Raw genomic sequence first — 23,116 nt, forward strand, 5'->3', positions numbered from 1 at the left:
GGATGAACCAGCAGGAACATGCCAGCCCCGTCAGTGAGTTTATAAGCCTTGTCAGTGGGCTTTGCAGCCCGGATTTTTGCGTCAGTCAGTGCCATAGTTCAGCCTTCTGAATGCGTTAAAGAGGGTACAAATTCTGTCGAACTGGGGATACCCGCAATTATACCCGCACAATGGGGTTGATGTGGGGGGAATCTGGTTGAGTTCAGTAGAATTGATTTGGAGGCAGAACGCTTAAATCGTGACGTCCTGAAACGAAAAACGGACCTCTGTGGAGGTCCGTTTATATGAATTTGGTGCCCGGACTCGGAATCGAACCAAGGACACGGGGATTTTCAATCCCCTGCTCTACCGACTGAGCTATCCGGGCAACGGGGCGCATTAAACCGTAATCTGCACATCTCGTCAACCTAATTTCAGTAAAAGCGATTCAACTGCTTAAGATTGCGGCAAATCGCTTCTTTTCTGTGTTTCTGTCAGGTCAATGCACCACCCTGGCGGCAGCGGGCGAAGCGCAGGATATCTTCCGCCAGCCGATGTGCAGTGTCGACATCCGCCTGGCTACGATTCACCAGCATTCGGCTTAAACAGCCTTCCAGCACCAGTTCCATCTGCTTTGCTACCATCGCCGGATCGTCAACTTCCAGTGTGGTTAACAGTTCGTGGGTGAAATCGTAGGCCGCGCTTTTTTGCTGATCGGCCAGTTGATGAATAGGGTGGCCAGGATCGGGATAAAACGTACAGGCAGCGATAAATAGACAGCCCGGATAGCGGTTGTTTTTAACGCACTCCGATAACGCCTGATAACGTGCCAGCAGCTTTTGTTCGGCGGTTTGCGTTTCGTCCAGCATCAGCTGACGACGCCAGACATCTATCTGTTGGCTAAGATAACGCAGCGCATCGTAGAGGATTGCCTCTTTGTCTGGCCAGAAGCGGCGTAGCTCGTCCAGTGGATAATCCACACGTTCAGCAACCATCTCCAGCGTGGTGTTGGCAATCCCTTGTAATTCTAATAATTTCAGGGCTTCTCCCAGTACATCTTCACGTTGCACGCTATTTTCCTCCGTCTTTCCCACTGCAAGTGTCGTTCACGGTTGGCGATCGCGCAAATGTGCGCTGAAGGTTTCAGCATCCATAAAGCCCGTGACGCGTGCTTGTGGATGCTCCTGGCCTTGTCCGTCAAAAAAGAGAATTGTCGGTAGGCCAAGGACATTAAGATGCTTTAACAGCGCCACATCTTGTGCGTCGTTGGCCGTGACGTTGGCCTGAAGTAAGACCGTGTCTGCTAACGCTTTTTGCACCTGCGGGTCGCTGAAGGTGTATTTCTCAAACTCTTTACAGGCGACGCACCAGTCGGCATAAAGATCTAACATCACCGGTTTGCCTTTGGCTTCAACGAGCGCCTGATTTAACTCATCTACCGTTTTGATTTGTGTAAAGTTGAGATGCGTCTGAGTTTGCGCGGTATGCGTCGCACCAAATGCCCAATCCTGAAGTGGGCGCACGCTAACCAATGCCGCTGCCAGCAGGATTATTTGCACCACGCGCATCCAGCCGCGTTTAGCCTGTAGGCTGGTGATAAAGGCCCAGCCAAAGAATGCGACACCCAGCGCCGACCACAAGCGTAATCCCCATACATCACCAATCACTCGCTCCAGCAGGAAGACCGGCAGTGCGAGGATCACAAAACCAAACGCGGTTTTGACTTGTTCCATCCACGGGCCGCTTTTCGGCAGCAAGCGGTTACCAAAGACGGTAATTAGCATCAGCGGCAGGCCCATGCCCAACGCATAGAGATAAAGCGTGCCGCCGCCCAGCCACATGTTCCCGCTTTGGGCGATATACAGCAGAATCGCGCTAAGCGGTGCGGTGGTGCATGGTGAACAGATCAGTCCGGCAATCGCCCCCATAACAAACACACCGCCAGGTGAGCCGCCCTGTTGGCGATTGCTCATCAACGTGAGACGTGTTTGCAGCGAAGAGGGGAGTTGTAGAGTAAACAAGCCAAACATTGACATCGCCAGCAAGGTAAAGACGATGGCGAGGCCAATGAGCACGTATGGGTGCTGTAGCGCCGCCTGGAACTGTAACCCTGCGGCGGCAACTACCAGACCCAGCGCCGTGTAAGTCAGTGCCATCCCCTGCACATAAATAAAGGTCAGCAACAATGCTCTGGCAGTGGAGAGCCGCTGTTTACCACCCAGCACGATGCCAGAAATCAGTGGGTACATTGGCAGCACGCATGGCGTAAAGGCGATACCAATACCGATCAACAACGCCCAGAGCGCGGAAAAGGGCAATTGCGCGGTGTGCTGCTCTTGCTGCGAAACAGACACAGGCTGTGACGCTGCGTTGTTGGCGACCACTTCGCTTAACGGAACGGTTTTGGTTTCTGGCGGATAACAGAAACCGGCATCAGCACAGCCCTGGTAGGTGACAGTTAACGTCGCTCCCGCACTCGCCTGGTTGATGGTTACGGGAAGCGTCAGCCGATCGCGGTAAATCTCGCTTTTGCCGTAAAACTCATCTTCATGCCAGACGCCTTGCGGCAGCTGCACGTCGGCAATTTTCGCGTGTTCCGGCGTAATGCGGATCTGTTTACGGTAGAGGTAGTAACCGTCTTTGATCTGCCAGGTCAGATTAAGGTCATGTTGGTTTTGCTGAAAATCAAAAGTAAAGGCTTGATCCGCGGGGACAAATTGTGAACGTCCCGGCGCGTCGAATAATCCGGCAAAAACGGAAGTGCTGCAAAGTAGCAGGATCAGCGTAAAGATGCGTTGAGCCATGAGAGGTAATCTGTGTCTCCGTGTGTAACAGGTAAAACCAGAAGTTCCGGGGTTTGATATGGATGATGAGACTTCAGGCATTCCAGCAGTGCCTGCTGGTGAGATACGGTAGTTTTTAAAATCATCTGCACTTCGTATTCTTGCTCCAGCTTACCTTCCCAGTAATAGAGAGAGGTAGCGCCGGGGATCAAGGTCGCGCAGGCCGCCAGTTTTTCCGCCAGCACTTTGGCGGCTAAATCCTGGGCTGTCGCTTCATCCGGTGCGGTACATAGCACCACGACAGACGCGGTATTCGAACTTTTTTCATCAAGCATAAACACCTCGCAAGAACAGATGGAACCGCAAGAGAGAGGTCACTATACAACGGACGGGGGAAGGATGTTAGTCGGCGGGAAAGAAAGCGGGGCTTGAACGCCCCGCGATTGGTCATTACAGCATGAAGCTACCCAGCACGAAGCCGAAGCAAACGGCCAGGGCAACACCCAGAGTACCCGGGATGAAGAACGGATGGTTGAAGACGAATTTACCGATACGGGTTGTACCCGTGTCATCCATCTGTACCGCAGCAACCAGCGTCGGGTAGGTCGGCAGAATGAACAGACCAGACACCGCAGCGAAAGAAGCAACAGCGGTCAGCGGTGAAACGTTCAGTGCCAGAGCCATCGGCATCAGTGCTTTTGCGGTTGCAGCCTGAGAGTACAGCAGAGCAGAAGCAAAGAAGAAGATGACGGCCAGCAGCCACGGATGACCCTGAATCACTTCACCAGCGGTATCTTTGATCCAGTCGATGTTGTTGGAAACGAAAGTATCGCCCAGCCACGCAACACCCAGGATACAAATACAGGCGCTCATACCTGCTTTGAAGGTGCTGGAGTTGAGGATGTTGTCGGTATCGACTTTACAGATAACGGTGGTCAGAGTTGCAACGCTGAGCATGATGATCAGGATTGCGTTGGTGGTGTTCATCAGCGGTTTTTCAACCAGACCCATGCTTGGGCTGTTGATGATTGCATAGATAACCACGCCAACTACGCCCAGCAGGAACAGCCAGACGGACGTTTTTGCACCGGATTTGATTTCAATCTGCTTTTCACCGCGCAGTTCAACCAGGCCCTCTTCCAGACGCTTGCGATAAATCGGATCGTCAGAGAGTTTGGAGTTGAACAGCATAGTGACCAGAAAGGACATCACCAGAACCGCCAGCAGGGTGGACGGGATGACCACGGAGAGCAGATGGAGGTAGCTGATGCCATGACCTTCCATCACGGAAGACATGTAAACCACTGCCGCTGAGATTGGCGATGCGGTGATCGCAATCTGCGCGGATACCACTGCAGTAGACAGCGGACGGCAAGGTTTGACGCCTTGTTCCTTCGCAACTTCAGCGATAACTGGCAGTGTCGCCAGAGATATGTTGCCAGTACCAGCAAAGATAGTCAGGAAATAGGTCACGATCGGTGCGAGGATCGTGATGTATTTCGGGTTACGGCGCAGCAGCTTTTCTGTCTGATGAACCAGATAGTCCAGACCGCCAGCAACCTGCATGGCAGAAATAGCGGCGATAACCGCCATGATAATGGAAATGACATCGAACGGGATGTTACCGGGTTTAACGCCAATAGCGGCAAGAACCAGCACCCCCAATCCGCCTGCAAAACCAATACCTATTCCCCCCAATCTGGCGCCCAAGAAGATCGCCAGCAAAACTATGATGAGTTCTACAACTAGCATATTAGCCTTCCTTGTTTTTTAACAAGTTGATATTAGGTTGTTATTTTTAAGTTACTGCTCACAAGAAAAAAGGCACGTCATCTGACGTGCCTTCTTTATTTGTACTACCCTGTACGATTACTGTTCGCTTTCATCAGTATAGCGTTTTGCTTTGTAAGCCGGGTGCATCAGATTCTGTACGGAGAAAATATCGTCAAGTTCCGCTTCAGTCAACAGACCGCGTTCCAGAACGACTTCACGTACACTCTTACCGGTTTCGGCACAGATTTTACCCACGATGTCACCGTTGTGGTGACCGATGAACGGGTTCAGGTAAGTAACGATACCGATAGAGTTGTAAACGTAACCTTCGCACACTTCTTTGTTAGCAGTGATGCCGTTAATGCATTTTTCCAGCAGGTTGTAGCAAGCGTTGGTCAGAATGTGAACGGATTCGAACATGGCCTGGCCAATGACCGGCTCCATAACGTTCAACTGCAGCTGACCTGCTTCTGCTGCCATGGTAACAGTGGTGTCGTTACCGATGACTTTGAAGCATACCTGGTTAACCACTTCCGGAACAACCGGGTTTACTTTAGCTGGCATGATGGAAGAGCCCGCCTGCAGTTCCGGCAGGTTGATCTCGTTCAGGCCGGCACGTGGACCAGAAGAGAGCAAGCGCAGGTCGTTACAGATTTTGGACATCTTCACAGCCAGGCGTTTCAGCGCGCCGTGAACCATAACATAAGCGCCGCAGTCAGAGGTCGCTTCGATCAGGTCTTCAGCCGGTACGCATGGGAAGCCAGTGACTTCAGCCAGTTTTTTCACTGCCAGCGGAGAGTACTCTTTCGGCGTGTTCAGACCAGTACCGATTGCTGTTGCGCCAAGGTTAACTTCCAGCAGCAGTTCAGCGGTACGTTGGATATTTTTCACTTCTTCTTTCAGCAGGATGCTGAAAGCGCGGAATTCCTGACCGAGGGTCATCGGTACTGCGTCCTGCAGCTGGGTACGACCCATTTTCAGGATGTCCTGGAATTCGACAGCTTTACGTTCAAAGCCTTCACGCAGTTGGTTAATCGCATCTACCAGCTTAATCAGGGAAGAGTAAACTGCGATACGGAAACCGGTCGGGTAGGCGTCGTTAGTGGACTGACATTTGTTAACATGGTCGTTCGGGTTCAGGTACTGATATTCACCTTTCTGGTGACCCATCAGTTCCAGACCGATATTGGCCAGCACTTCGTTGGTGTTCATGTTTACGGAAGTACCTGCGCCGCCCTGGTAGACGTCTACCGGGAACTGATCCATGCATTTTCCGTTGTTCAGGACTTCATCACATGCGGCAATGATGGCATTCGCTACACTTTTAGGAATGGTTTGCAGCTCTTTGTTTGCCATAGCTGCGGCTTTTTTAACCATTACCATACCGCGAACAAATTCAGGAATATCACTGATTTTGTTGTTGCTGATATAGAAGTTTTCAATCGCTCTCAGAGTGTGAACACCATAGTAGGCATCAGCTGGAACTTCCCTGGTACCCAACAGATCTTCTTCGATACGAATGTTGTTTGACATGTGAACCTTCTTTTTCAAGCTGCCAATGATTTGCTTTAAACACACAGAATATATGTGGTTTCGAATGTTTTTCGACCGACGATTATCCCCTGCATCGACCGAATACCCGAGATCATATGCTGCTTGAGGATTTCTACCGTAATCTGGATCACTTTAAGTGTCGGTTTTTACCCCTTAATTATTAATTTGTGAAATAGATCACCGCTTTGGGATTACTACCAAAAATAGTTGCGCAAACATCTTGAAATTTTGCTAATGACCACAATATAAGCTGAACGCGATTCGCAACCCATTCAGGTAGCCGGGTTTTACCGGCTGCTATTACAGGAGAAACCTTTGCGCTGGTTACCTTTTATTGCCATTTTCCTTTATGTCTATATTGAGATTTCAATCTTTATTCAGGTTGCCCATGTATTGGGGGTATTGCTGACCCTCGTGCTGGTTATATTCACGTCAGTTATCGGGATGTCACTGGTACGTAACCAGGGCTTTAAGAATTTCGTGCTGATGCAGCAAAAAATGGCGGCGGGTGAAAACCCAGCGGCGGAGATGATTAAAAGTGTTTCGCTGATCATTGCCGGTTTGCTGCTTTTATTACCGGGCTTTTTCACCGACTTCCTCGGTCTTCTGCTTTTATTACCGCCGGTGCAAAAGCATCTGACAGTGAAGTTGATGCCGCATTTGCGCTTTTCTCGTATGCCAGGCGGCGGTTTTAGCGCCGGGACCGGTGGTGGTAATACTTTTGATGGTGAGTACCAGCGAAAGGATGATGAGCGCGACCGCCTTGATCATAAAGACGATCGCCAGGATTAATGTCGAAACGCCGGATTATGTGGTTATGCCATTTTCCGGCGTTTTTCGTTTTGGCAGCAACAGCCATAACCCCGCCAGCATGATCAGCGCATAGAGACTTTTCCAGCCGACCATTGCCAGTAACAGAACGCATAACAGCCCGCCAACCACCGCCAGTAGTCGATAACGTCCTTGCAATAATTTACAGCCTGCCAGCATGCATAACAGATAAATCATAATAAAGATGCCATTGGCATAAATAATAAGAGCGTCCAGATTGATCTCTAAAGCATGAATCACCAACGTGCTCACCACACAGCAGCCGAGCACCGCATTGAGGGCATTATTCGGGATATGGCGAGAAGAGAGGCGTGCCAGGTAGTGGTCAGGATTATGTTGCGCCTGCGACCAGACCAGGCGGGCGAAGCTCTGTATATAAATGTTGAGACTGGCAAAGCAGGCCAGATAGCCAATCACGCAGGCAATCCATAACGCTCCTACACCGAACAACTGCACTACAATTTTTGGAAGCGATGCTGCCGCCGCCATTTTTTCACCATAGGCGTCGAAGTGTAAGACGACTACCGTACAGCCCCAGTAGACTAATCCTGCCAGCAGCAGACCAATCATCAATGCGCGAGGAAAATCACGCTCTGGATTTTTAAATTCCGAGGCAAGATGGGCAAATGCTTCCAGACCGACAAAACACCAGAACATCACTGATAACGCAGCAAATAACCCGGTAAGTTCGATATTACCAGGTGCCGGGAAGGGGATATTCGCAGGTTTGATATCGCCCGCCCACCAGATAGCGACAATCAGCGCGACGATAAGTCCGGCAATAACGGTTTGTAGATTAGCACTGGAACTGGCACCGCGAGTACCGATATACCACACCAGCGCCAGCGTACCGAGTTCTGCCAACAACAGTTGCCAGCTATGCCAGCCAAACATTGCCTGGCCGAACCCGGCGGCAATTTGTAGCGCGGCAGGCAAACCCACGGGAATGACCGATAAAAACAACCAGCCGGTGACTCGCTCAAGTCGCGAACCAAACGCCATACCGACGAAGTGCGCGACACCGCCTGCGCTGGGATAGTGGCGACCCAGAATCGCAAACACAATCGCAATCGGGAACACTAAGATAATCAAAACGGGCCACGCCCACAGGCTGTTATTGCCCGCTACCAGCGCAGCTAACGCAGGAACGGCAAACACGCCAGTGCCTAATAATGACGTCGATAGCAGGCCAATGCCCTGGGCCAGCCCCAGTTCTTGTTTGAGTCCACTCATGGGTTGATGTCCGATTGCGCCCAAATTTTGGGCAACTGCGTAGATTTTCGATGGTAGCACAATCAGATTCGCTTATGACGGCGATGAAGAAATTGCGATGAAATGTGAGGTGAATCAGGGTTTTCACCCGATTTTGTGCTGATCAGAATTTTTTTTCTTTTTCCCCCTTGAAGGGGCGAAGCCTCATCCCCATTTCTCTGGTCACCAGCCGGGAAACCATGTAAGGTCCGGCGTCACCCATAACAGATACGGACTTTCTCAAAGGAGAGTTATCAATGAATATTCGTCCATTGCATGATCGCGTGATCGTCAAGCGTAAAGAAGTTGAAACTAAATCTGCTGGCGGCATCGTTCTGACCGGCTCTGCAGCGGCTAAATCCACCCGCGGCGAAGTGCTGGCTGTCGGCAATGGCCGTATCCTTGAAAATGGCGAAGTGAAGCCGCTGGACGTGAAAGTTGGCGACATCGTTATTTTCAACGATGGCTACGGTGTGAAATCCGAGAAGATCGACAATGAAGAAGTGTTGATCATGTCCGAAAGCGACATTCTGGCAATTGTTGAAGCGTAATCCGCGCACGACACTGAACATACGAATTTAAGGAATAAAGATAATGGCAGCTAAAGACGTAAAATTCGGTAACGACGCTCGTGTGAAAATGCTGCGCGGCGTAAACGTACTGGCAGATGCAGTGAAAGTTACCCTCGGTCCGAAAGGCCGTAACGTAGTTCTGGATAAATCTTTCGGTGCACCGACCATCACCAAAGATGGTGTTTCCGTTGCTCGTGAAATCGAACTGGAAGACAAGTTCGAAAATATGGGTGCGCAGATGGTGAAAGAAGTTGCCTCTAAAGCGAACGACGCTGCAGGCGACGGTACCACCACTGCAACCGTACTGGCTCAGGCTATCATCACTGAAGGTCTGAAAGCTGTTGCTGCGGGCATGAACCCGATGGACCTGAAACGTGGTATCGACAAAGCCGTTACCGCTGCAGTTGAAGAACTGAAAGCGCTGTCCGTACCGTGCTCTGACTCTAAAGCGATTGCTCAGGTTGGTACCATCTCCGCTAACTCCGACGAAACCGTAGGTAAACTGATCGCTGAAGCGATGGACAAAGTCGGTAAAGAAGGCGTTATCACCGTTGAAGACGGTACCGGTCTGCAGGACGAACTGGACGTGGTTGAAGGTATGCAGTTCGACCGTGGCTACCTGTCTCCTTACTTCATCAACAAGCCGGAAACTGGCGCAGTAGAACTGGAAAGCCCGTTCATCCTGCTGGCTGACAAGAAAATCTCCAACATCCGCGAAATGCTGCCGGTTCTGGAAGCCGTTGCCAAAGCAGGCAAACCGCTGCTGATCATCGCTGAAGATGTAGAAGGCGAAGCGCTGGCAACTCTGGTTGTTAACACCATGCGTGGCATCGTGAAAGTTGCTGCGGTTAAAGCTCCGGGCTTCGGCGATCGTCGTAAAGCTATGCTGCAGGATATCGCAACCCTGACTGGCGGTACCGTAATCTCTGAAGAGATCGGTATGGAGCTGGAAAAAGCAACCCTGGAAGACCTGGGTCAGGCTAAACGTGTTGTGATCAACAAAGACACCACCACTATCATCGATGGCGTGGGTGAAGAAGCTGCAATCCAGGGCCGTGTTGCTCAGATCCGTCAGCAGATTGAAGAAGCAACTTCTGACTACGACCGTGAAAAACTGCAGGAACGCGTAGCGAAACTGGCAGGCGGCGTTGCAGTTATCAAAGTAGGTGCTGCTACCGAAGTTGAAATGAAAGAGAAAAAAGCACGCGTTGAAGACGCCCTGCACGCGACCCGTGCTGCGGTAGAAGAAGGCGTGGTTGCTGGTGGTGGTGTTGCGCTGATCCGCGTAGCGTCTAAACTGGCTGACCTGCGTGGTCAGAACGAAGACCAGAACGTGGGTATCAAAGTTGCACTGCGTGCAATGGAAGCTCCGCTGCGTCAGATCGTCCTGAACTGCGGCGAAGAACCGTCTGTTGTTGCTAACACCGTTAAAGGCGGCGACGGCAACTACGGTTACAACGCAGCAACCGAAGAATACGGCAACATGATCGACATGGGTATCCTGGACCCAACCAAAGTAACCCGTTCTGCTCTGCAGTACGCGGCTTCTGTGGCTGGCCTGATGATCACCACCGAGTGCATGGTTACCGACCTGCCGAAAAATGATGCAGCTGACTTAGGCGCTGCTGGCGGTATGGGCGGCATGGGTGGCATGGGCGGCATGATGTAATTGCCCTGCACCTCGCAGAAATAAACAAACCCCCGGGCAGAAATGTCTGGGGGTTTTTCTTTTGGTCATCTTTCTAGTATAAGATTCAGACACGGACGACGCGAGTGGCGTCCAGCTCATTGATTATGGGGAATAACATGCACGTAAAATACTTAGCAGGGATTGTCGGTGCCGCGCTACTGATGGCGGGTTGTAGCTCCAGCAACGAATTGAGTGCTGCCGGTCAGAGTGTACGCATTGTGGACGAGCAGCCAGGCGCAGAGTGCCAGCTGATTGGTACTGCGACAGGTAAGCAAAGCAACTGGCTTTCCGGGCAACACGGAGAAGAGGGCGGTTCTATGCGCGGCGCAGCAAACGATCTGCGCAACCAGGCGGCTGCAATGGGCGGTAACGTGATTTATGGCATCAGCAGCCCGTCGCAGGGAATGTTGTCCAGTTTTGTCCCGACGGATAGCCAGATTATCGGTCAGGTTTATAAGTGCCCGAACTGATGTGATCCAGAGGCTGGGTGACAAACGTATCATTGCCTGATGCGCTTCGCTTATCAGGCCTACAGCAGGCATTGCAACTGATTGAATGCTTGAGAATTTGTAGGCCGGATAAGGCGTTTACGCCGCATCCGGCATGACCAACGATCACGTTATCAGTGATTTCAGGCTGGATGGCTCCAGCCTCGCATTAGCAAAGATGAGATTATTTCGCCTGTGGTGCAGTTTTGCTGGTGGATTGAACACGTAAGTGATGCAGCGCGCGTAAGCATTGATCCTGGGTTAGCGGTTGGGCGTTATTCGCCGCTACGGTGCGAACATAGACCTGACATGGCACACCCGCGAGTTTTTTCAGTCGTGGGCTGAAATCAAGCATTCGGCGAGTGATCGCCTCTATTTCTTTACCCGGCGTTGCTTCACGCGTTTTCACCACTGCGCCGCTAAATTGTTCTTTGCCACTTTCATCTTTAAAGCGGTAAAGCACCGCCAGATAATGGTCGAACAGGTTATGTTTCCATTCCGGTTGGGAATAGGTGTCATATTCCAGATTGCCATTTTCCTGGCAGTCAACGTCATATAACGGCAGGAAATCTAACAGTGAGGTAATACGTAATGCCAGTTCACGCATTTCCGCATTATTAATTGCATGAATGATTGCTCGCGCCAGCATTTCAATCTGCAACTCATTGACGACTAACTCACATTTGCTACCGTCATGTAGCGTTAATACGAAGGTAAGATTTTCGCCTTGATTATCGGTAAGTTCCAGCGTGTTAACCCGACGATTAATATCGGCATTTTTAAGCTCATCAACCAGAATTTCTGGGATGTTTTCTGCCATTTTCTTAATGACTTTATCGCGAGCTTGCTCATACTGAAGGCGTGCAGCAGCATCCAGTTTATGCTTTTGATGCAGACGACTTTCCAGCGCAATCAGCAGGTCGCGCAGTTCCATGACAGACATAAAGAACAACGATTCTTTATTGCGAGGTTCTTTAATTTTCAGCGCCAGTGCAATGAAATTATTACTCTTGCGAATAACACCGGTATTAACACCCTTGATGCTTATGGCCATGTAGGTTCTCCCTAACCATTTCTCAATTAAATAATTAATTTTAATTTATAAGCCAGATAAATGGGCTTGGTAGTAATAGTTGTTAAAATAACATAAATAGCCGTACTCACTCTATATAAACAGAAAAGAAAGGTTAATTATTGGTGTTGGCTATATAAAGAGTAACAACAGCAATGTATATGAATAATTAAAGGTTATGCAACGGGCAAAGATTAAATTTCCCAGTTTAATGACAGGTTGCTGTACTTGCGTTTGTTGCTCTTGCCGGATGCGGCGTAAACGCCTTATCCGGCCTACAGTTCATTGCAAATCCATTCAATTTCAATGCACAATGTAGGCCTGATAAGCGTAGCGCATCAGGCTAATGTTTAACTTCCCTGTTTAATCAGTTACTGCTGGCGTAGCTGGAGATCCAGCGGCGTTTTGCTGGGTTCGCCGCCGATTTCTCGCGCCAGTTTCGGCACCAGATAACCCGACACCAGTGTCAGCAACTCACGCATAATCTGCCGTGCTTCGTCATCACTCACCATAAAATGCGCCGCGCCCTGTACTTTATCTAGCACATGCAGGTAATACGGCATCACGCCGGCATCGAACAACGCATTACTCAGGTTTGCCAACGTTTGTGCGTTATCGTTCACACCACGTAACAGAACGCTCTGGTTAAGCAGGGTGACACCGACACGGCGCAATTTAGCCATCGCCTGACGGAACGTTTCATCTACCTCATTGGCATGATTGATGTGATTCACCAGCAAGATTTGCAGCGTAGAACGGGCAAAGCGTTCAACCAGCGCCTCGGTGATACGTGCCGGGATCACAATCGGCAGACGGCTGTGAATCCGCAGACGTTTGATATGCGGGATGGCTTCCAGTTGTGTGAGCAACCAGTCCAGCTCGTGATCTTTCGCCATCAGCGGATCGCCGCCGGAGAAAATCATCTCGTCCAGTTCCGGATGCGCAGCAACATACTCAAGAGCAGTCTGCCAGTTACGCTTGTTGCCCTGATTTTCGGCATAGGGGAAGTGGCGACGGAAGCAATAGCGGCAATTTACCGCGCAGCCGCCTTTGACCAGCAAAAGCGCCCGGTTGTGGTATTTATGCAACAAACCAGGCACTACGCTGTGCTGTTCTTCCAGCGGGTCGGTGGAGAATCCGGACGCGACGACAAACTCATCTTGCGAGGTAAGTACCTGACGCAAAAGAGGATCGTCCGGATTGCCTTTCTCCATGCGATCGATAAATGAGCGGGGCACACGCAGGGCAAACAGCTTTTTGGCGCTGCGTCCGGCCAACAGTTTTTCGTCCGCGTCTATATTCAAAAGACGCAGAAGTTCATCAGGATCGGTCACAACATCGGCAAGTTGCGTTAACCAATCTTCTCTGGATGGGGTATTTAGGGTTACAATATGCGCCATTTTGTGGCTTAGCTACCAATTAACAAATTTCAGAGGGCCTTATGGCAACGTACTATAGCAACGATTTTCGTGCTGGTCTTAAAATCATGTTAGACGGCGAACCTTACGCGGTTGAAGCGAGTGAATTCGTAAAACCGGGTAAAGGCCAGGCATTTGCTCGCGTTAAACTGCGTCGTCTGCTGACCGGTACTCGCGTAGAAAAAACCTTCAAATCTACTGATTCCGCTGAAGGCGCTGATGTTGTCGATATGAACCTGACTTACCTGTACAACGACGGTGAGTTCTGGCACTTCATGAACAACGAAACTTTCGAGCAGCTGTCTGCTGATGCAAAAGCAATTGGCGACAACGCTAAATGGCTGCTGGATCAGGCAGAGTGTATCGTAACTCTGTGGAATGGTCAGCCGATCTCCGTTACTCCGCCGAACTTCGTTGAACTGGAAATCGTTGATACCGATCCGGGCCTGAAAGGTGATACCGCAGGTACTGGCGGCAAACCGGCTACCCTGTCTACTGGCGCTGTGGTTAAGGTTCCGCTGTTCGTACAAATCGGCGAAGTCATCAAAGTGGATACCCGCTCTGGTGAATACGTCTCTCGCGTGAAGTAATGCGGTTGTGGTGCGGCCTGCAGGCTGCACCATCACTTATTCAGGTCAGAGATGATGAAACGCCTTATCGTTCTTGTTTTGCTTGCCAGCACGCTGCTCACGGGCTGTAACACCGCTCGCGGTTTCGGCGAAGACATCAAACATCTCGGCAACTCCATCTCTCGCGCTGCCAGCTAATTTTTCTTCTCTTCCGAAAAATCATCAGATTTCCGTCATTTTTGGCGATGTTGTCTATTATTAATTTGCTATAGGCAAACATAAATAACATTACCTAAAAGGAAGACGTTATGGTGAAGAAGACAATTGCAGCGATCTTTTCTGTTCTGGTGCTTTCAACAGTATTAACTGCCTGCAACACCACGCGTGGCGTTGGAGAAGACATTTCTGATGGCGGTAACGCGATTTCTGGCGCAGCAACGAAAGCGCAGCAATAGCAATAAGCAATAACGGTACGACAGGTATGTCGTGCCGTTTGTTTTTTCTGCGATAGTCACTAAGGTAATAGTTGAAATTCCCCTGCCACCTGGCAAAATATCCGTTCAACCATCAGCTTTGCAGGACGACCTGCAAACGCCTCTTTTCACCGGGGACGGCCCCAATTCTCCGGAGCCTGATATGTCCTGGATTATCTTAGTTATTGCTGGTCTGCTGGAAGTGGTATGGGCCGTTGGCCTGAAATATACCCACGGCTTTAGTCGTTTGACGCCGAGTGTTATTACCGTGACGGCGATGATTGTCAGTATGGCGCTACTTGCCTGGGCGATGAAATCGTTACCAGTAGGGACGGCTTATGCCGTGTGGACGGGTATTGGCGCAGTCGGCGCGGCTATCACCGGCATTGTGCTGCTCGGTGAGTCCGCTAACCCGATGCGCCTGGCGAGTCTGGCGTTAATCGTATTGGGGATTATTGGTCTGAAACTCAGCACTCACTAACTACCGGGCTGCTGTACCCAAATAAACTTACTGACATCAAACCCTTCCCGGGTCGCGACTGCCAGCATCTCCTGTTTCACTTCGTCAGAAATGGTTGGCGTGCGGGAGAGTATCCACAGGTAGTCGCGGTCCGGGCCGCAAACCAGCGCATGGCGGTATTCCCGATCGAGTGCAATAACGTTATAACCGCCATAGAAAGGACCAAAGAATGACACTTTCAGCGCAGCGCGAGTTGGTGCGCCGGTAAAGTACGCTTTCCCTTCACTCTGCTGCCACATTCCTCTGTCAGGGTTATAGCCTTTATTAATGACATTCAGGCCGCCGTCATCACGCAGGCTGTATGTTGCGGTGACTTTTTCCAGTCCACGTTCAAAGCGGTGATCAAAACGGGCAATCTCATACCAGGTACCGAGATAGCGTTTAGCGTCGAAATTATTCACTACGGTCACGCCACGCGGCGGCGTAGGAGAACTGCAGGCAACGACCAGAAATGCAGCTGTCGCTGCGGCAACGAGAGGGAGCAGGCGCATAAATGTTTCCTTACTGGTTTTTTTCTAAGTGTAGATGACAGCAAGGAAAAGCGCAGAAAAGGTCCGAAAATTCGGACCCGATGAAATTTTACTGTAGAGCGTTGAGAATCTGCCAGGCGGCGGCGACTCTCGCTGGATTGGGATAGTTTTTGTTAGCCAGCATCACTATACCCAGCTCTTTTTCTGGAATAAACGCGACATAGCTACCAAATCCGCCGGTTGCCCCTGTTTTATGTACCCATGATGCGCGTACTGCAGGAGTTGGGGGCGTAATCGCTTTTACGGGGTGTGCTGCCAGTGCAATTTTATTGCCACTGCCGTTAATGATGCTGTCAGGATTTACCGGCCAGTCCAGCATTTCCCAGCCCAGGCCCTGATACATATCGCCGGTTTGCCAGTAGCGAGATTGTGCCAGTTGTATCCCTTGCTGAAGTGTTTTGTCGTTGATATCACGGGGATTCATATTGCTTCGTACCCAGCAGGCCATATCTTCAATGGTCGACTTCACACCATAAGTTTCAGCATCTAACGCCCCTGGCGAAACATGAACTGCCTTGCCTTCGCGATATCCCCAGGCGTAATTCTTTTCTTCTGCGGGCGGTACATTAATCCACGTATGGTTGAGTTTGAGTGGCTGGAAGACACGTGTTTGCATCGCCTGCTCAAAACTCAAACCAGACGGCTTCACAGCCAGTGCGCCGAACAAACCGATACTGGAGTTGGCATACAGACGTTGTGTTCCTGGCGCCCATGCAGGCTGCCAGTTTTGATAGAAGCGCAGCAAGTCGCTTGAGGATTTCACCTCATCCGGCACCTGCAATGGCAGGCCGCCAGCAGTGTAGGTTGCGAGATGTAATAGTGTGATCCCATTCCACTGTTTAGCGGTAAGTTCAGGCCAGTATTTTGTTGTGGGATCGCTTAACTTGATTTCCCCTCGAGCAATAGCGTCGCCACCAAGCACGCCCGTAAATGTTTTGCTGACCGAACCTAACTCAAACAACGTTTGCTGTGTGACGGGCTGCTTTTTGGCGATGTCCGCATAGCCCCAGGTAAAGTAATAAGGTTTACCCTGATAAATTACCGCCACCGCCATACCGGGGATCTTTTGTTGCTCTATAAGCGGGGTAATTGTGCGATGCACAATATCGTTGATTTGTTGAGGGGCAGCAAATGTGGAGCAAGAGGCGGTAATTAATAAGGCGCAGAGCGTCGTTTTGAACATAAGGTCTGGTTTCCATACAAAACGGCCCGCCATAGGCGGGCCGGATTTACATTGGCGATACGTTAGATTGTAACGATACCAATCAGCGTGACAACTGTCAGGATAGCAGCCAGACCGTAGAAAACCCATTTGCCCGCAGGCACGTGAATTTTCAGATCGTGCATCGCGTGGTGCATACGGTGTAAACCACACCACAGCGGCAGAACGATCATCAGGAACAGGAATACGCGACCAATGAAGCTCTGCGCGAACGCCAGAACGCGCTCGTAGCTCAGCGCATCACCCGGAAACAGCCCCAGTGGCAGCAGAATACCCACCAGCAGGATCATCACCGGCGCAATAATTGCGCTCCACATACCACCGGCCCCGAAGAGGCCCCAGAATACCGGTTCGTCAGAACGCTTTGGATTTGGATTAATCATCTCAGGCTCCTTACCAGTACAGGGCAACAAACAGGATTACGATGGTGGCAACCACAGTTACCGCCCAGAGACTTTTGATAATTGGCTCTGGTCCCATTTTTTCGTCTTTTACAATGATATTGGCCGCTTTCGGTGCCAGTTCAAACCAGGTTTTGGTGTGCAGCAGAGCTGCCGCCAGAGTGATCAGGTTAATGATCACGATAACCGGGTTTTGTAAAAAGTCGACGAATCCCGCCCAGGCTTCCGGGCCATTTTTCAGGGCAAACAGCCCGAAAATCAGTTCAATGCTGAACCACACAGCCGGAACCGCCGTGCCTTCGCGCAGCATGTAAAAGCGATAAAACGGCAATTTTTTCCACCAGGTGGACGTCATTGGCCGTACATACGGTTTACGTTTAGTCGTCATGTTGCACTCCTTAGCGTGGTTTCAGGGTCGCGATAAGAAAGTCTTTCGAACTTTCTACTTTGCCCTGCTGAATGGCCGCAGCCGGATCGACGTGTTTCGGGCAGACTTCGGAGCAATAGCCCACGAAAGTACAGCTCCATACGCCGTTCTGGCTGTTCAACTGCGCCATACGCTCCTTCTTACCGTGGTCGCGGCTATCTTCGTTATAACGATGCGCCAGCGTAATGGCAGCCGGACCGATGAACTCTGGGTTCAGGCCAAACTGCGGGCACGCGGCGTAGCACAGACCACAGTTGATGCAACCGGAGAACTGGTGATACTTTGCCATCTGCGCCGGGGTCTGGATGTTAGTACCCTGATCCGCGGTGCGGGAGTTGCCGATGATGTACGGTTTGATCGCTTCCAGACTTTCGATGAAGTGGGTCATATCGACCACCAGATCGCGTTCAATCGGGAAGTTAGCTAACGCTTCAACCTTCATACCGTCGGTGTAATCACGCAGGAAGGTTTTACATGCCAGTTTTGGCACGTTGTTAACCATCATGCCGCAGGAACCACAAATCGCCATACGGCAGGACCAGCGGTAACTCAGGTCCGGTGCCAGGTTGTCTTTGATGTAGCCCAGCGCATCCAGTAATGAGGTAGTTGCGTCATAAGGCACTTCATAGAATGCGCTATGCGGTGCGGTATCGACTTCCGGGTTATAGCGCACCACCTCAATTTTCAGGTTTTTCATCTCAGCCATTCGCCTTCTCCTTCTTATTGGCTGCTTCCGCCTTATCGGCTGCATCCGCTTCGCCACCGTAAACGCGTTTAGCTGGCGGCAGCGTAGTAATCTTCACGTCGCTGTACTCCAGGCGAGTCGTGCCATCAGCATCGCGGAAGGCGAGGGTGTGTTTGAGGAAGTTGACGTCGTCACGCTCGGTGCAACCTTCGTCCAGACGCTGGTGTGCGCCGCGGGACTCTTTACGTGCCATTGCGGAGTGCGCCATACATTCAGCAACGTTCAGACCGTGGCCCAGTTCAATGGTGTAGAGCAGGTCGGTGTTGAACACGCTGGAGGTGTCGGTGATGCGCACGCGCTTGAAGCGTTCCTGCAGCTCTGCCAGCTTGTCGATGGTTTTCTGCATCAGTTCCGGCGTACGGTAGATACCGCAACCTTCTTCCATTGCCAGGCCCATTTCGTCGCGGATCTTCGCCCAGTTTTCGCCGCCATCTTGGTTAACCAGATCTTTCAGACGTTGTTCAACGCCAGCTGCCTGCGCTTCAATTGCCGCTTCGTTGCCATTACCGGCAGTTGCTGCACGCTCTGTCGCTTGTTCACCGGCCAGACGGCCGAAGACCACCAGTTCCGCCAGGGAGTTAGAACCCAGACGGTTTGCACCGTGCAGACCAACAGAGGAACATTCACCCACGGCGAACAGACCTTTAATGCGGGTTTCACAGTTCTGATCGGTTTCGATACCGCCCATGGTGTAGTGTGCGGTCGGACGTACCGGAATCGGTTCTTTAACCGGATCGACGCCAACGTACGCTTTCGCCAGTTCGCAGATGAACGGCAGACGTTCATGCAGTTTTTTCTCGCCGAGGTGACGCAAGTCGAGATAAACCACATCGCCACGCGGCGTGGAGATGGTGTTGCCTTTACGCCATTCGTGCCAGAAGGCCTGAGAAACTTTGTCGCGTGGACCCAGTTCCATATATTTGTTTTTCGGCTCGCCCAGCGGAGTTTCCGGGCCCATGCCGTAATCTTGCAGATAACGGTAGCCATTTTTGTTGACCAGAATACCGCCTTCACCGCGGCAGCCTTCGGTCATCAGGATACCGGAACCTGGCAGACCGGTTGGGTGATACTGAACGAATTCCATGTCACGCAGCGGAACGCCGTGGCTTAGCGCCATACCCATACCGTCACCGGTAACGATGCCGCCGTTGGTGTTGTAACGATAAACGCGACCCGCACCGCCAGTAGCCATAACGACCGCGTTAGCACGGATCTGCACCAGCGTGCCTTCCATCATGTTCATTGCTACCAGGCCGCGAACATGACCATCATCAACCAGAATATCCAGCACGAAATGTTCGTCAAAACGCTGGATCTGCGGGAATTGCAGAGAGGTCTGGAACAGCGTGTGCAGCATATGGAAGCCGGTCTTATCGGCGGCGAACCAGGTGCGCTCGATTTTCATGCCGCCGAAGCGACGTACGTTGACGCTACCATCCGGGCGACGGCTCCATGGGCACCCCCACAGTTCCAGTTGGGTCATTTCGGTTGGGCAGTGGTGGACGAAATAATCCACGACATCCTGCTCACACAACCAGTCGCCACCCGCTACTGTATCGTGAAAGTGATATTCGAAGCTGTCATGATCCTGCGCGACAGCGGCGGAGCCCCCTTCTGCAGCAACGGTATGGCTACGCATCGGGTATACTTTTGAGATTAGTGCGATTTTTGCATTTGGATTTGCCTGCGCGGCAGCAATTGCAGCACGTAATCCCGCGCCACCGGCGCCTACAATGGCAAGATCGGCTTGAAAGGTTTGCACGACATTCCTCCAGATTGTTTTTATCCCACAGCCCCGTACTTCAGGGTAAGTGCCTGAAAGTTACGGTCTGCGAACGCTATTCCACTGCTCCTTTATAGGTACAACAGTATAGTCTGATGGATAAGTCTGAAATTTGACGAGATCGATTTTTTTAGTGCGCAAGAGGGCTAAATTATCACTGAAGATGATTAATTTAATTACTAAACCATCAGATCGTGCTTTTTTTAGTCACTGCCCACCGCTGTTTGATTCCTGCGTAAAATTTGTCTCGCCGTCGCGTTGCGAGTAGACTTCGTGCCCTTGTCAAAAACTGGAGATTTAACTATGAGCGAAACGGCATCCTGGCAGCCGAGCGCATCCATTCCTAACTTATTAAAACGCGCGGCGATTATGGCGGAGATCCGTCGTTTCTTTGCCGATCGTGGAGTGCTGGAGGTGGAGACGCCTTGTATGAGCCAGGCGACGGTAACCGATATTCATTTGGTCCCGTTTGAGACACGTTTCGTTGGCCCCGGGCATTCGCAGGGGATGAATCTCTGGTTAATGACCAGCCCGGAATACCATATGAAACGCCTGCTGGTTGCCGGTTGTGGGCCGGTATTCCAGCTGTGCCGCAGCTTCCGTAATGAAGAGATGGGGCGTTATCACAACCCTGAGTTCACTATGCTGGAGTGGTATCGACCGCACTATGATATGTACCGGTTGATGAACGAGGTGGACGATCTCTTACAACAGGTGCTGGACTGCCCGGCAGCAGAAAGCCTTTCTTATCAACAAGCTTTCTTGCGTTATCTGGAAATTGACCCGCTCTCTGCCGACAAAACGCAACTGCGGGAAGTCGCAGCGAAACTGGATTTGAGCAATGTTGCTGATACCGAAGAAGACCGCGACACGCTGCTACAATTGCTGTTTACCTTTGGCGTAGAGCCAAATATTGGCAAAGAAAAACCGACCTTTGTGTACCACTTTCCAGCCAGCCAGGCATCACTGGCGCAAATCAGTACCGAAGATCATCGGGTCGCTGAACGCTTTGAGGTTTATTATAAAGGTATTGAGCTGGCGAATGGTTTCCATGAATTGACGGATGCCCGTGAGCAGCAACAACGCTTTGAACAAGATAACCGTAAGCGCGCGGCGCGCGGTTTGCCGCAGCACCCCATTGACCAGAATCTGATTGAAGCCTTGAAAGTCGGTATGCCTGACTGTTCCGGCGTGGCATTAGGTGTTGATCGTCTGGTGATGTTGGCGCTGGGCGCGGAGACACTGGCTGAAGTCATCGCCTTTAGCGTTGACCGGGCATAATTCTGAAAAATTACTGAATTAACAGCGAAGAATGGCGTGATAAGCGCCATTCTGTAGCATATGTTTTCATTTTTCCGTTAAAGGCCACAATTTAAGACTGGATATTTGATATCATCCAGGTATCAATTCTGTATTGGTTTTTACGCTGCCTGCTCAATGTTGCGCAGTGCAGTTCAGTGGGCACGTGTTATACACGCGCTGAAATGAAGGATGGTTTCATGCCTCACACGATAAAAAAGATGAGTCTGATAGGACTCATATTGATGATCTTTACTTCCGTATTTGGATTTGCCAATAGCCCATCGGCTTATTACTTAATGGGTTATAGTGCGATTCCCTTTTATATATTTTCTGCATTGTTATTCTTTATTCCATTCGCCTTAATGATGGCTGAAATGGGAGCTGCTTATCGCAAAGAAGAAGGTGGTATCTATTCCTGGATGAATAATAGTGTCGGACCACGTTTTGCCTTCATTGGTACGTTTATGTGGTTTTCCTCTTATATCATCTGGATGGTGAGTACCTCCGCGAAAGTTTGGGTACCGTTCTCAACATTCCTCTATGGTAGCGACATGACCCAGCACTGGCGTATTGCCGGACTGGAGCCTACGCAGGTGGTTGGTCTGCTGGCAGTGGCATGGATGATTCTGGTCACCGTCGTTGCTTCAAAGGGGATTAATAAAATTGCCCGCATTACTGCGGTGGGCGGTATTGCAGTAATGTGTCTGAATTTAGTATTGCTGTTAGTAAGCATTACTATTTTGTTATTAAATGGTGGGCATTTCGCGCAGGATATTAATTTCCTTGCATCACCGAACCCAGGTTATCAGTCCGGTCTGGCAATGCTATCGTTTGTGGTATTTGCTATTTTTGCCTATGGCGGAATTGAAGCGGTTGGTGGTCTGGTCGATAAAACGGAAAATCCAGAAAAGAACTTTGCCAAAGGTATTGTTTTTGCCGCTATTGTTATTTCAATCGGTTATTCGCTGGCAATATTTTTATGGGGTGTCAGCACAAACTGGCAGCAGGTATTAAGTAATGGTTCCGTTAACCTCGGCAATATTACCTATGTGCTGATGAAGAGCCTCGGGGTGACGCTGGGTAACGCACTGCATTTGTCACCTGAAGCGTCATTGTCGCTGGGTGTATGGTTTGCGCGTATTACCGGACTTTCGATGTTCCTCGCTTATACCGGGGCGTTCTTTACGCTTTGCTATTCACCGCTGAAAGCCATCATCCAGGGGACGCCGAAAGCGTTGTGGCCGGAACCGATGACGCGCCTGAATGCGATGGGGATGCCTTCTATCGCCATGTGGATGCAGTGCGGGTTGGTTACTGTCTTCATCCTGCTGGTTTCGTTTGGTGGCGGTACCGCATCGGCGTTCTTTAACAAGCTGACGCTGATGGCGAACGTGTCTATGACGCTTCCTTACCTGTTCCTCGCGCTGGCTTTCCCGTTCTTTAAAGCACGTCAGGATCTCGACAGACCGTTTGTGATTTTCAAAACGCATTTGTCGACAATGATTGCGACAGTGGTTGTCGTACTGGTGGTGACATTTGCGAACGTCTTCACCATCATTCAACCTGTGGTTGAAGCCGGAGACTGGGACAGCACATTGTGGATGATTGGCGGCCCTGTCTTCTTCTCGCTGTTAGCGATGGCGATTTACCAGAACTATTGCAGTCGCATGGCGAATAAACCTGAGTTAGCTCTCGACTGATCATATGAAATCCTGCAACTCATCGTCTCTCCG

General features: G+C 50.8%; 24 protein-coding genes, 1 tRNA gene and 1 pseudogene. 10 read left to right on the top strand and 16 right to left on the bottom strand.

The window, feature by feature from the left end; all coding sequences use genetic code 11:
* From E0D98_RS08270 to aspA, 7 genes and pseudogenes are all read right to left on the bottom strand, one after another.
* Positions 1-95 (bottom strand): annotated as a pseudogene (locus tag E0D98_RS08270) (Arm DNA-binding domain-containing protein); the annotation flags it as partial.
* 196 nt (positions 96-291) lie between these two features.
* Positions 292-367, bottom strand: a tRNA-Phe gene (locus tag E0D98_RS08275).
* A gap of 106 nt (positions 368-473) precedes the next feature.
* The gene (locus E0D98_RS08280; RefSeq protein ID WP_001188520.1) at positions 474-1,049 is read right to left on the bottom strand and encodes a transcriptional regulator; all 576 of its coding nucleotides are present in this window, start codon (positions 1,047-1,049) and stop codon (positions 474-476) included.
* A 36-nt stretch (positions 1,050-1,085) separates the two neighbouring features.
* Positions 1,086-2,783, bottom strand: coding sequence for a protein-disulfide reductase DsbD (gene dsbD, locus E0D98_RS08285; RefSeq protein WP_000068978.1), 1,698 nt, complete (start codon positions 2,781-2,783; stop codon positions 1,086-1,088).
* Positions 2,759-3,097 carry a divalent cation tolerance protein CutA gene (gene cutA / locus E0D98_RS08290; RefSeq protein WP_000883400.1) on the bottom strand — a complete coding sequence of 113 codons (339 nt, stop codon included), beginning with the start codon at positions 3,095-3,097 and terminating at the stop codon, positions 2,759-2,761. The genes dsbD and cutA overlap by 25 nt, the downstream gene beginning before the upstream one ends.
* A 115-nt stretch (positions 3,098-3,212) precedes the next feature.
* Complete coding sequence (dcuA, locus tag E0D98_RS08295; RefSeq protein WP_000961959.1) at positions 3,213-4,514, bottom strand: anaerobic C4-dicarboxylate transporter DcuA; 1,302 nt, start codon at positions 4,512-4,514, stop codon at positions 3,213-3,215.
* A gap of 117 nt (positions 4,515-4,631) precedes the next feature.
* Complete coding sequence (gene aspA, locus E0D98_RS08300) at positions 4,632-6,068, bottom strand: aspartate ammonia-lyase (protein ID WP_000069437.1); 1,437 nt, start codon at positions 6,066-6,068, stop codon at positions 4,632-4,634.
* A gap of 336 nt (positions 6,069-6,404) precedes the next feature.
* Between aspA and E0D98_RS08305 the strand changes: the two genes are divergently transcribed.
* Positions 6,405-6,881 (top strand): FxsA family protein, encoded by a 477-nt coding sequence (locus E0D98_RS08305; RefSeq protein WP_001267448.1) that lies wholly within the window; start codon positions 6,405-6,407, stop codon positions 6,879-6,881.
* 15 nt (positions 6,882-6,896) lie between these two features.
* Here the strand turns inward: E0D98_RS08305 and yjeH are convergent, their stop codons facing one another.
* Positions 6,897-8,153: an L-methionine/branched-chain amino acid transporter gene (gene yjeH / locus E0D98_RS08310; protein ID WP_000015837.1), complete on the bottom strand. Its 1,257-nt coding sequence runs from the start codon at positions 8,151-8,153 to the stop codon at positions 6,897-6,899.
* A 275-nt stretch (positions 8,154-8,428) separates the two neighbouring features.
* Between yjeH and E0D98_RS08315 the strand changes: the two genes are divergently transcribed.
* The 3 genes from E0D98_RS08315 (at position 8,429) to E0D98_RS08325 (ending at position 10,903) form a co-directional block, all read left to right on the top strand.
* Positions 8,429-8,722, top strand: coding sequence for a co-chaperone GroES (locus E0D98_RS08315; RefSeq protein ID WP_001026276.1), 294 nt, complete (start codon positions 8,429-8,431; stop codon positions 8,720-8,722).
* A 43-nt stretch (positions 8,723-8,765) separates the two neighbouring features.
* Positions 8,766-10,412 carry a chaperonin GroEL gene (gene groL, locus E0D98_RS08320; RefSeq protein ID WP_000729117.1) on the top strand — a complete coding sequence of 549 codons (1,647 nt, stop codon included), beginning with the start codon at positions 8,766-8,768 and terminating at the stop codon, positions 10,410-10,412.
* Positions 10,413-10,549: 137 nt separating this feature from the next.
* Positions 10,550-10,903: a DUF4156 domain-containing protein gene (locus E0D98_RS08325; RefSeq protein ID WP_000558209.1), complete on the top strand. Its 354-nt coding sequence runs from the start codon at positions 10,550-10,552 to the stop codon at positions 10,901-10,903.
* A gap of 202 nt (positions 10,904-11,105) precedes the next feature.
* Here E0D98_RS08325 and E0D98_RS08330 read toward each other — a convergent pair whose 3' ends face one another.
* Positions 11,106-11,975: a YjeJ family protein gene (locus E0D98_RS08330; RefSeq protein ID WP_001008049.1), complete on the bottom strand. Its 870-nt coding sequence runs from the start codon at positions 11,973-11,975 to the stop codon at positions 11,106-11,108.
* A 389-nt stretch (positions 11,976-12,364) separates the two neighbouring features.
* The gene (epmB, locus tag E0D98_RS08335; protein ID WP_000940530.1) at positions 12,365-13,393 is read right to left on the bottom strand and encodes an EF-P beta-lysylation protein EpmB; all 1,029 of its coding nucleotides are present in this window, start codon (positions 13,391-13,393) and stop codon (positions 12,365-12,367) included.
* A gap of 41 nt (positions 13,394-13,434) precedes the next feature.
* Here epmB and efp point away from each other — a divergent pair, with 41 nt between their 5' ends.
* From efp to sugE, 4 genes are all read left to right on the top strand, one after another.
* Entirely contained in the window at positions 13,435-14,001 is a 567-nt protein-coding gene (gene efp, locus E0D98_RS08340) for an elongation factor P (protein WP_000257278.1), read from the top strand.
* A 51-nt stretch (positions 14,002-14,052) separates the two neighbouring features.
* Positions 14,053-14,178, top strand: coding sequence for a lipoprotein antitoxin entericidin A (ecnA, locus tag E0D98_RS08345; protein WP_000977757.1), 126 nt, complete (start codon positions 14,053-14,055; stop codon positions 14,176-14,178).
* 110 nt (positions 14,179-14,288) lie between these two features.
* Positions 14,289-14,435 carry a lipoprotein toxin entericidin B gene (gene ecnB, locus E0D98_RS08350; protein WP_000239596.1) on the top strand — a complete coding sequence of 49 codons (147 nt, stop codon included), beginning with the start codon at positions 14,289-14,291 and terminating at the stop codon, positions 14,433-14,435.
* Between the two features lie 181 nt (positions 14,436-14,616).
* Entirely contained in the window at positions 14,617-14,934 is a 318-nt protein-coding gene (gene sugE, locus E0D98_RS08355) for a quaternary ammonium compound efflux SMR transporter SugE (protein WP_000118482.1), read from the top strand.
* On the opposite strand, the gene blc is transcribed toward sugE, so the two are convergent.
* The 6 genes from blc to frdA form a co-directional block, all read right to left on the bottom strand.
* A complete protein-coding gene (gene blc / locus E0D98_RS08360; protein ID WP_001238378.1) occupies positions 14,931-15,464 on the bottom strand; it encodes a lipocalin Blc in 534 nt (177 codons plus the stop codon). The two genes, sugE and blc, sit on opposite strands and share 4 nt — an antisense overlap.
* An 88-nt stretch (positions 15,465-15,552) precedes the next feature.
* Positions 15,553-16,686, bottom strand: coding sequence for a BlaEC family class C beta-lactamase (locus E0D98_RS08365; protein WP_001299193.1), 1,134 nt, complete (start codon positions 16,684-16,686; stop codon positions 15,553-15,555).
* Positions 16,687-16,748: 62 nt separating this feature from the next.
* The gene (gene frdD, locus E0D98_RS08370) at positions 16,749-17,108 is read right to left on the bottom strand and encodes a fumarate reductase subunit FrdD (protein ID WP_001299198.1); all 360 of its coding nucleotides are present in this window, start codon (positions 17,106-17,108) and stop codon (positions 16,749-16,751) included.
* 10 nt (positions 17,109-17,118) lie between these two features.
* Positions 17,119-17,514 carry a fumarate reductase subunit FrdC gene (frdC, locus tag E0D98_RS08375; RefSeq protein WP_000208757.1) on the bottom strand — a complete coding sequence of 132 codons (396 nt, stop codon included), beginning with the start codon at positions 17,512-17,514 and terminating at the stop codon, positions 17,119-17,121.
* A 10-nt stretch (positions 17,515-17,524) separates the two neighbouring features.
* On the bottom strand, positions 17,525-18,259 hold the full coding sequence (frdB, locus tag E0D98_RS08380; RefSeq protein WP_000829498.1) for a fumarate reductase iron-sulfur protein: 735 nt from the start codon (positions 18,257-18,259) through the stop codon (positions 17,525-17,527).
* Positions 18,252-20,060 carry a fumarate reductase (quinol) flavoprotein subunit gene (gene frdA, locus E0D98_RS08385; RefSeq protein WP_001192973.1) on the bottom strand — a complete coding sequence of 603 codons (1,809 nt, stop codon included), beginning with the start codon at positions 20,058-20,060 and terminating at the stop codon, positions 18,252-18,254. The genes frdB and frdA overlap by 8 nt, the downstream gene beginning before the upstream one ends.
* A 324-nt stretch (positions 20,061-20,384) precedes the next feature.
* Here frdA and epmA point away from each other — a divergent pair, with 324 nt between their 5' ends.
* Both epmA and yjeM read left to right on the top strand, forming a co-directional pair.
* Positions 20,385-21,362 carry an elongation factor P--(R)-beta-lysine ligase gene (epmA, locus tag E0D98_RS08390; RefSeq protein ID WP_000004771.1) on the top strand — a complete coding sequence of 326 codons (978 nt, stop codon included), beginning with the start codon at positions 20,385-20,387 and terminating at the stop codon, positions 21,360-21,362.
* A gap of 218 nt (positions 21,363-21,580) precedes the next feature.
* Positions 21,581-23,083, top strand: a complete 1,503-nt coding sequence (gene yjeM, locus E0D98_RS08395) for a glutamate/gamma-aminobutyrate family transporter YjeM (RefSeq protein WP_047089050.1) — start codon at positions 21,581-21,583, stop codon at positions 23,081-23,083.
* Positions 23,084-23,116 lie beyond the last annotated feature (33 nt).

Source organism: Escherichia sp. KCJ4928, from assembly GCF_004352695.1.
Classification (GTDB): domain Bacteria; phylum Pseudomonadota; class Gammaproteobacteria; order Enterobacterales; family Enterobacteriaceae; genus ECMA0423.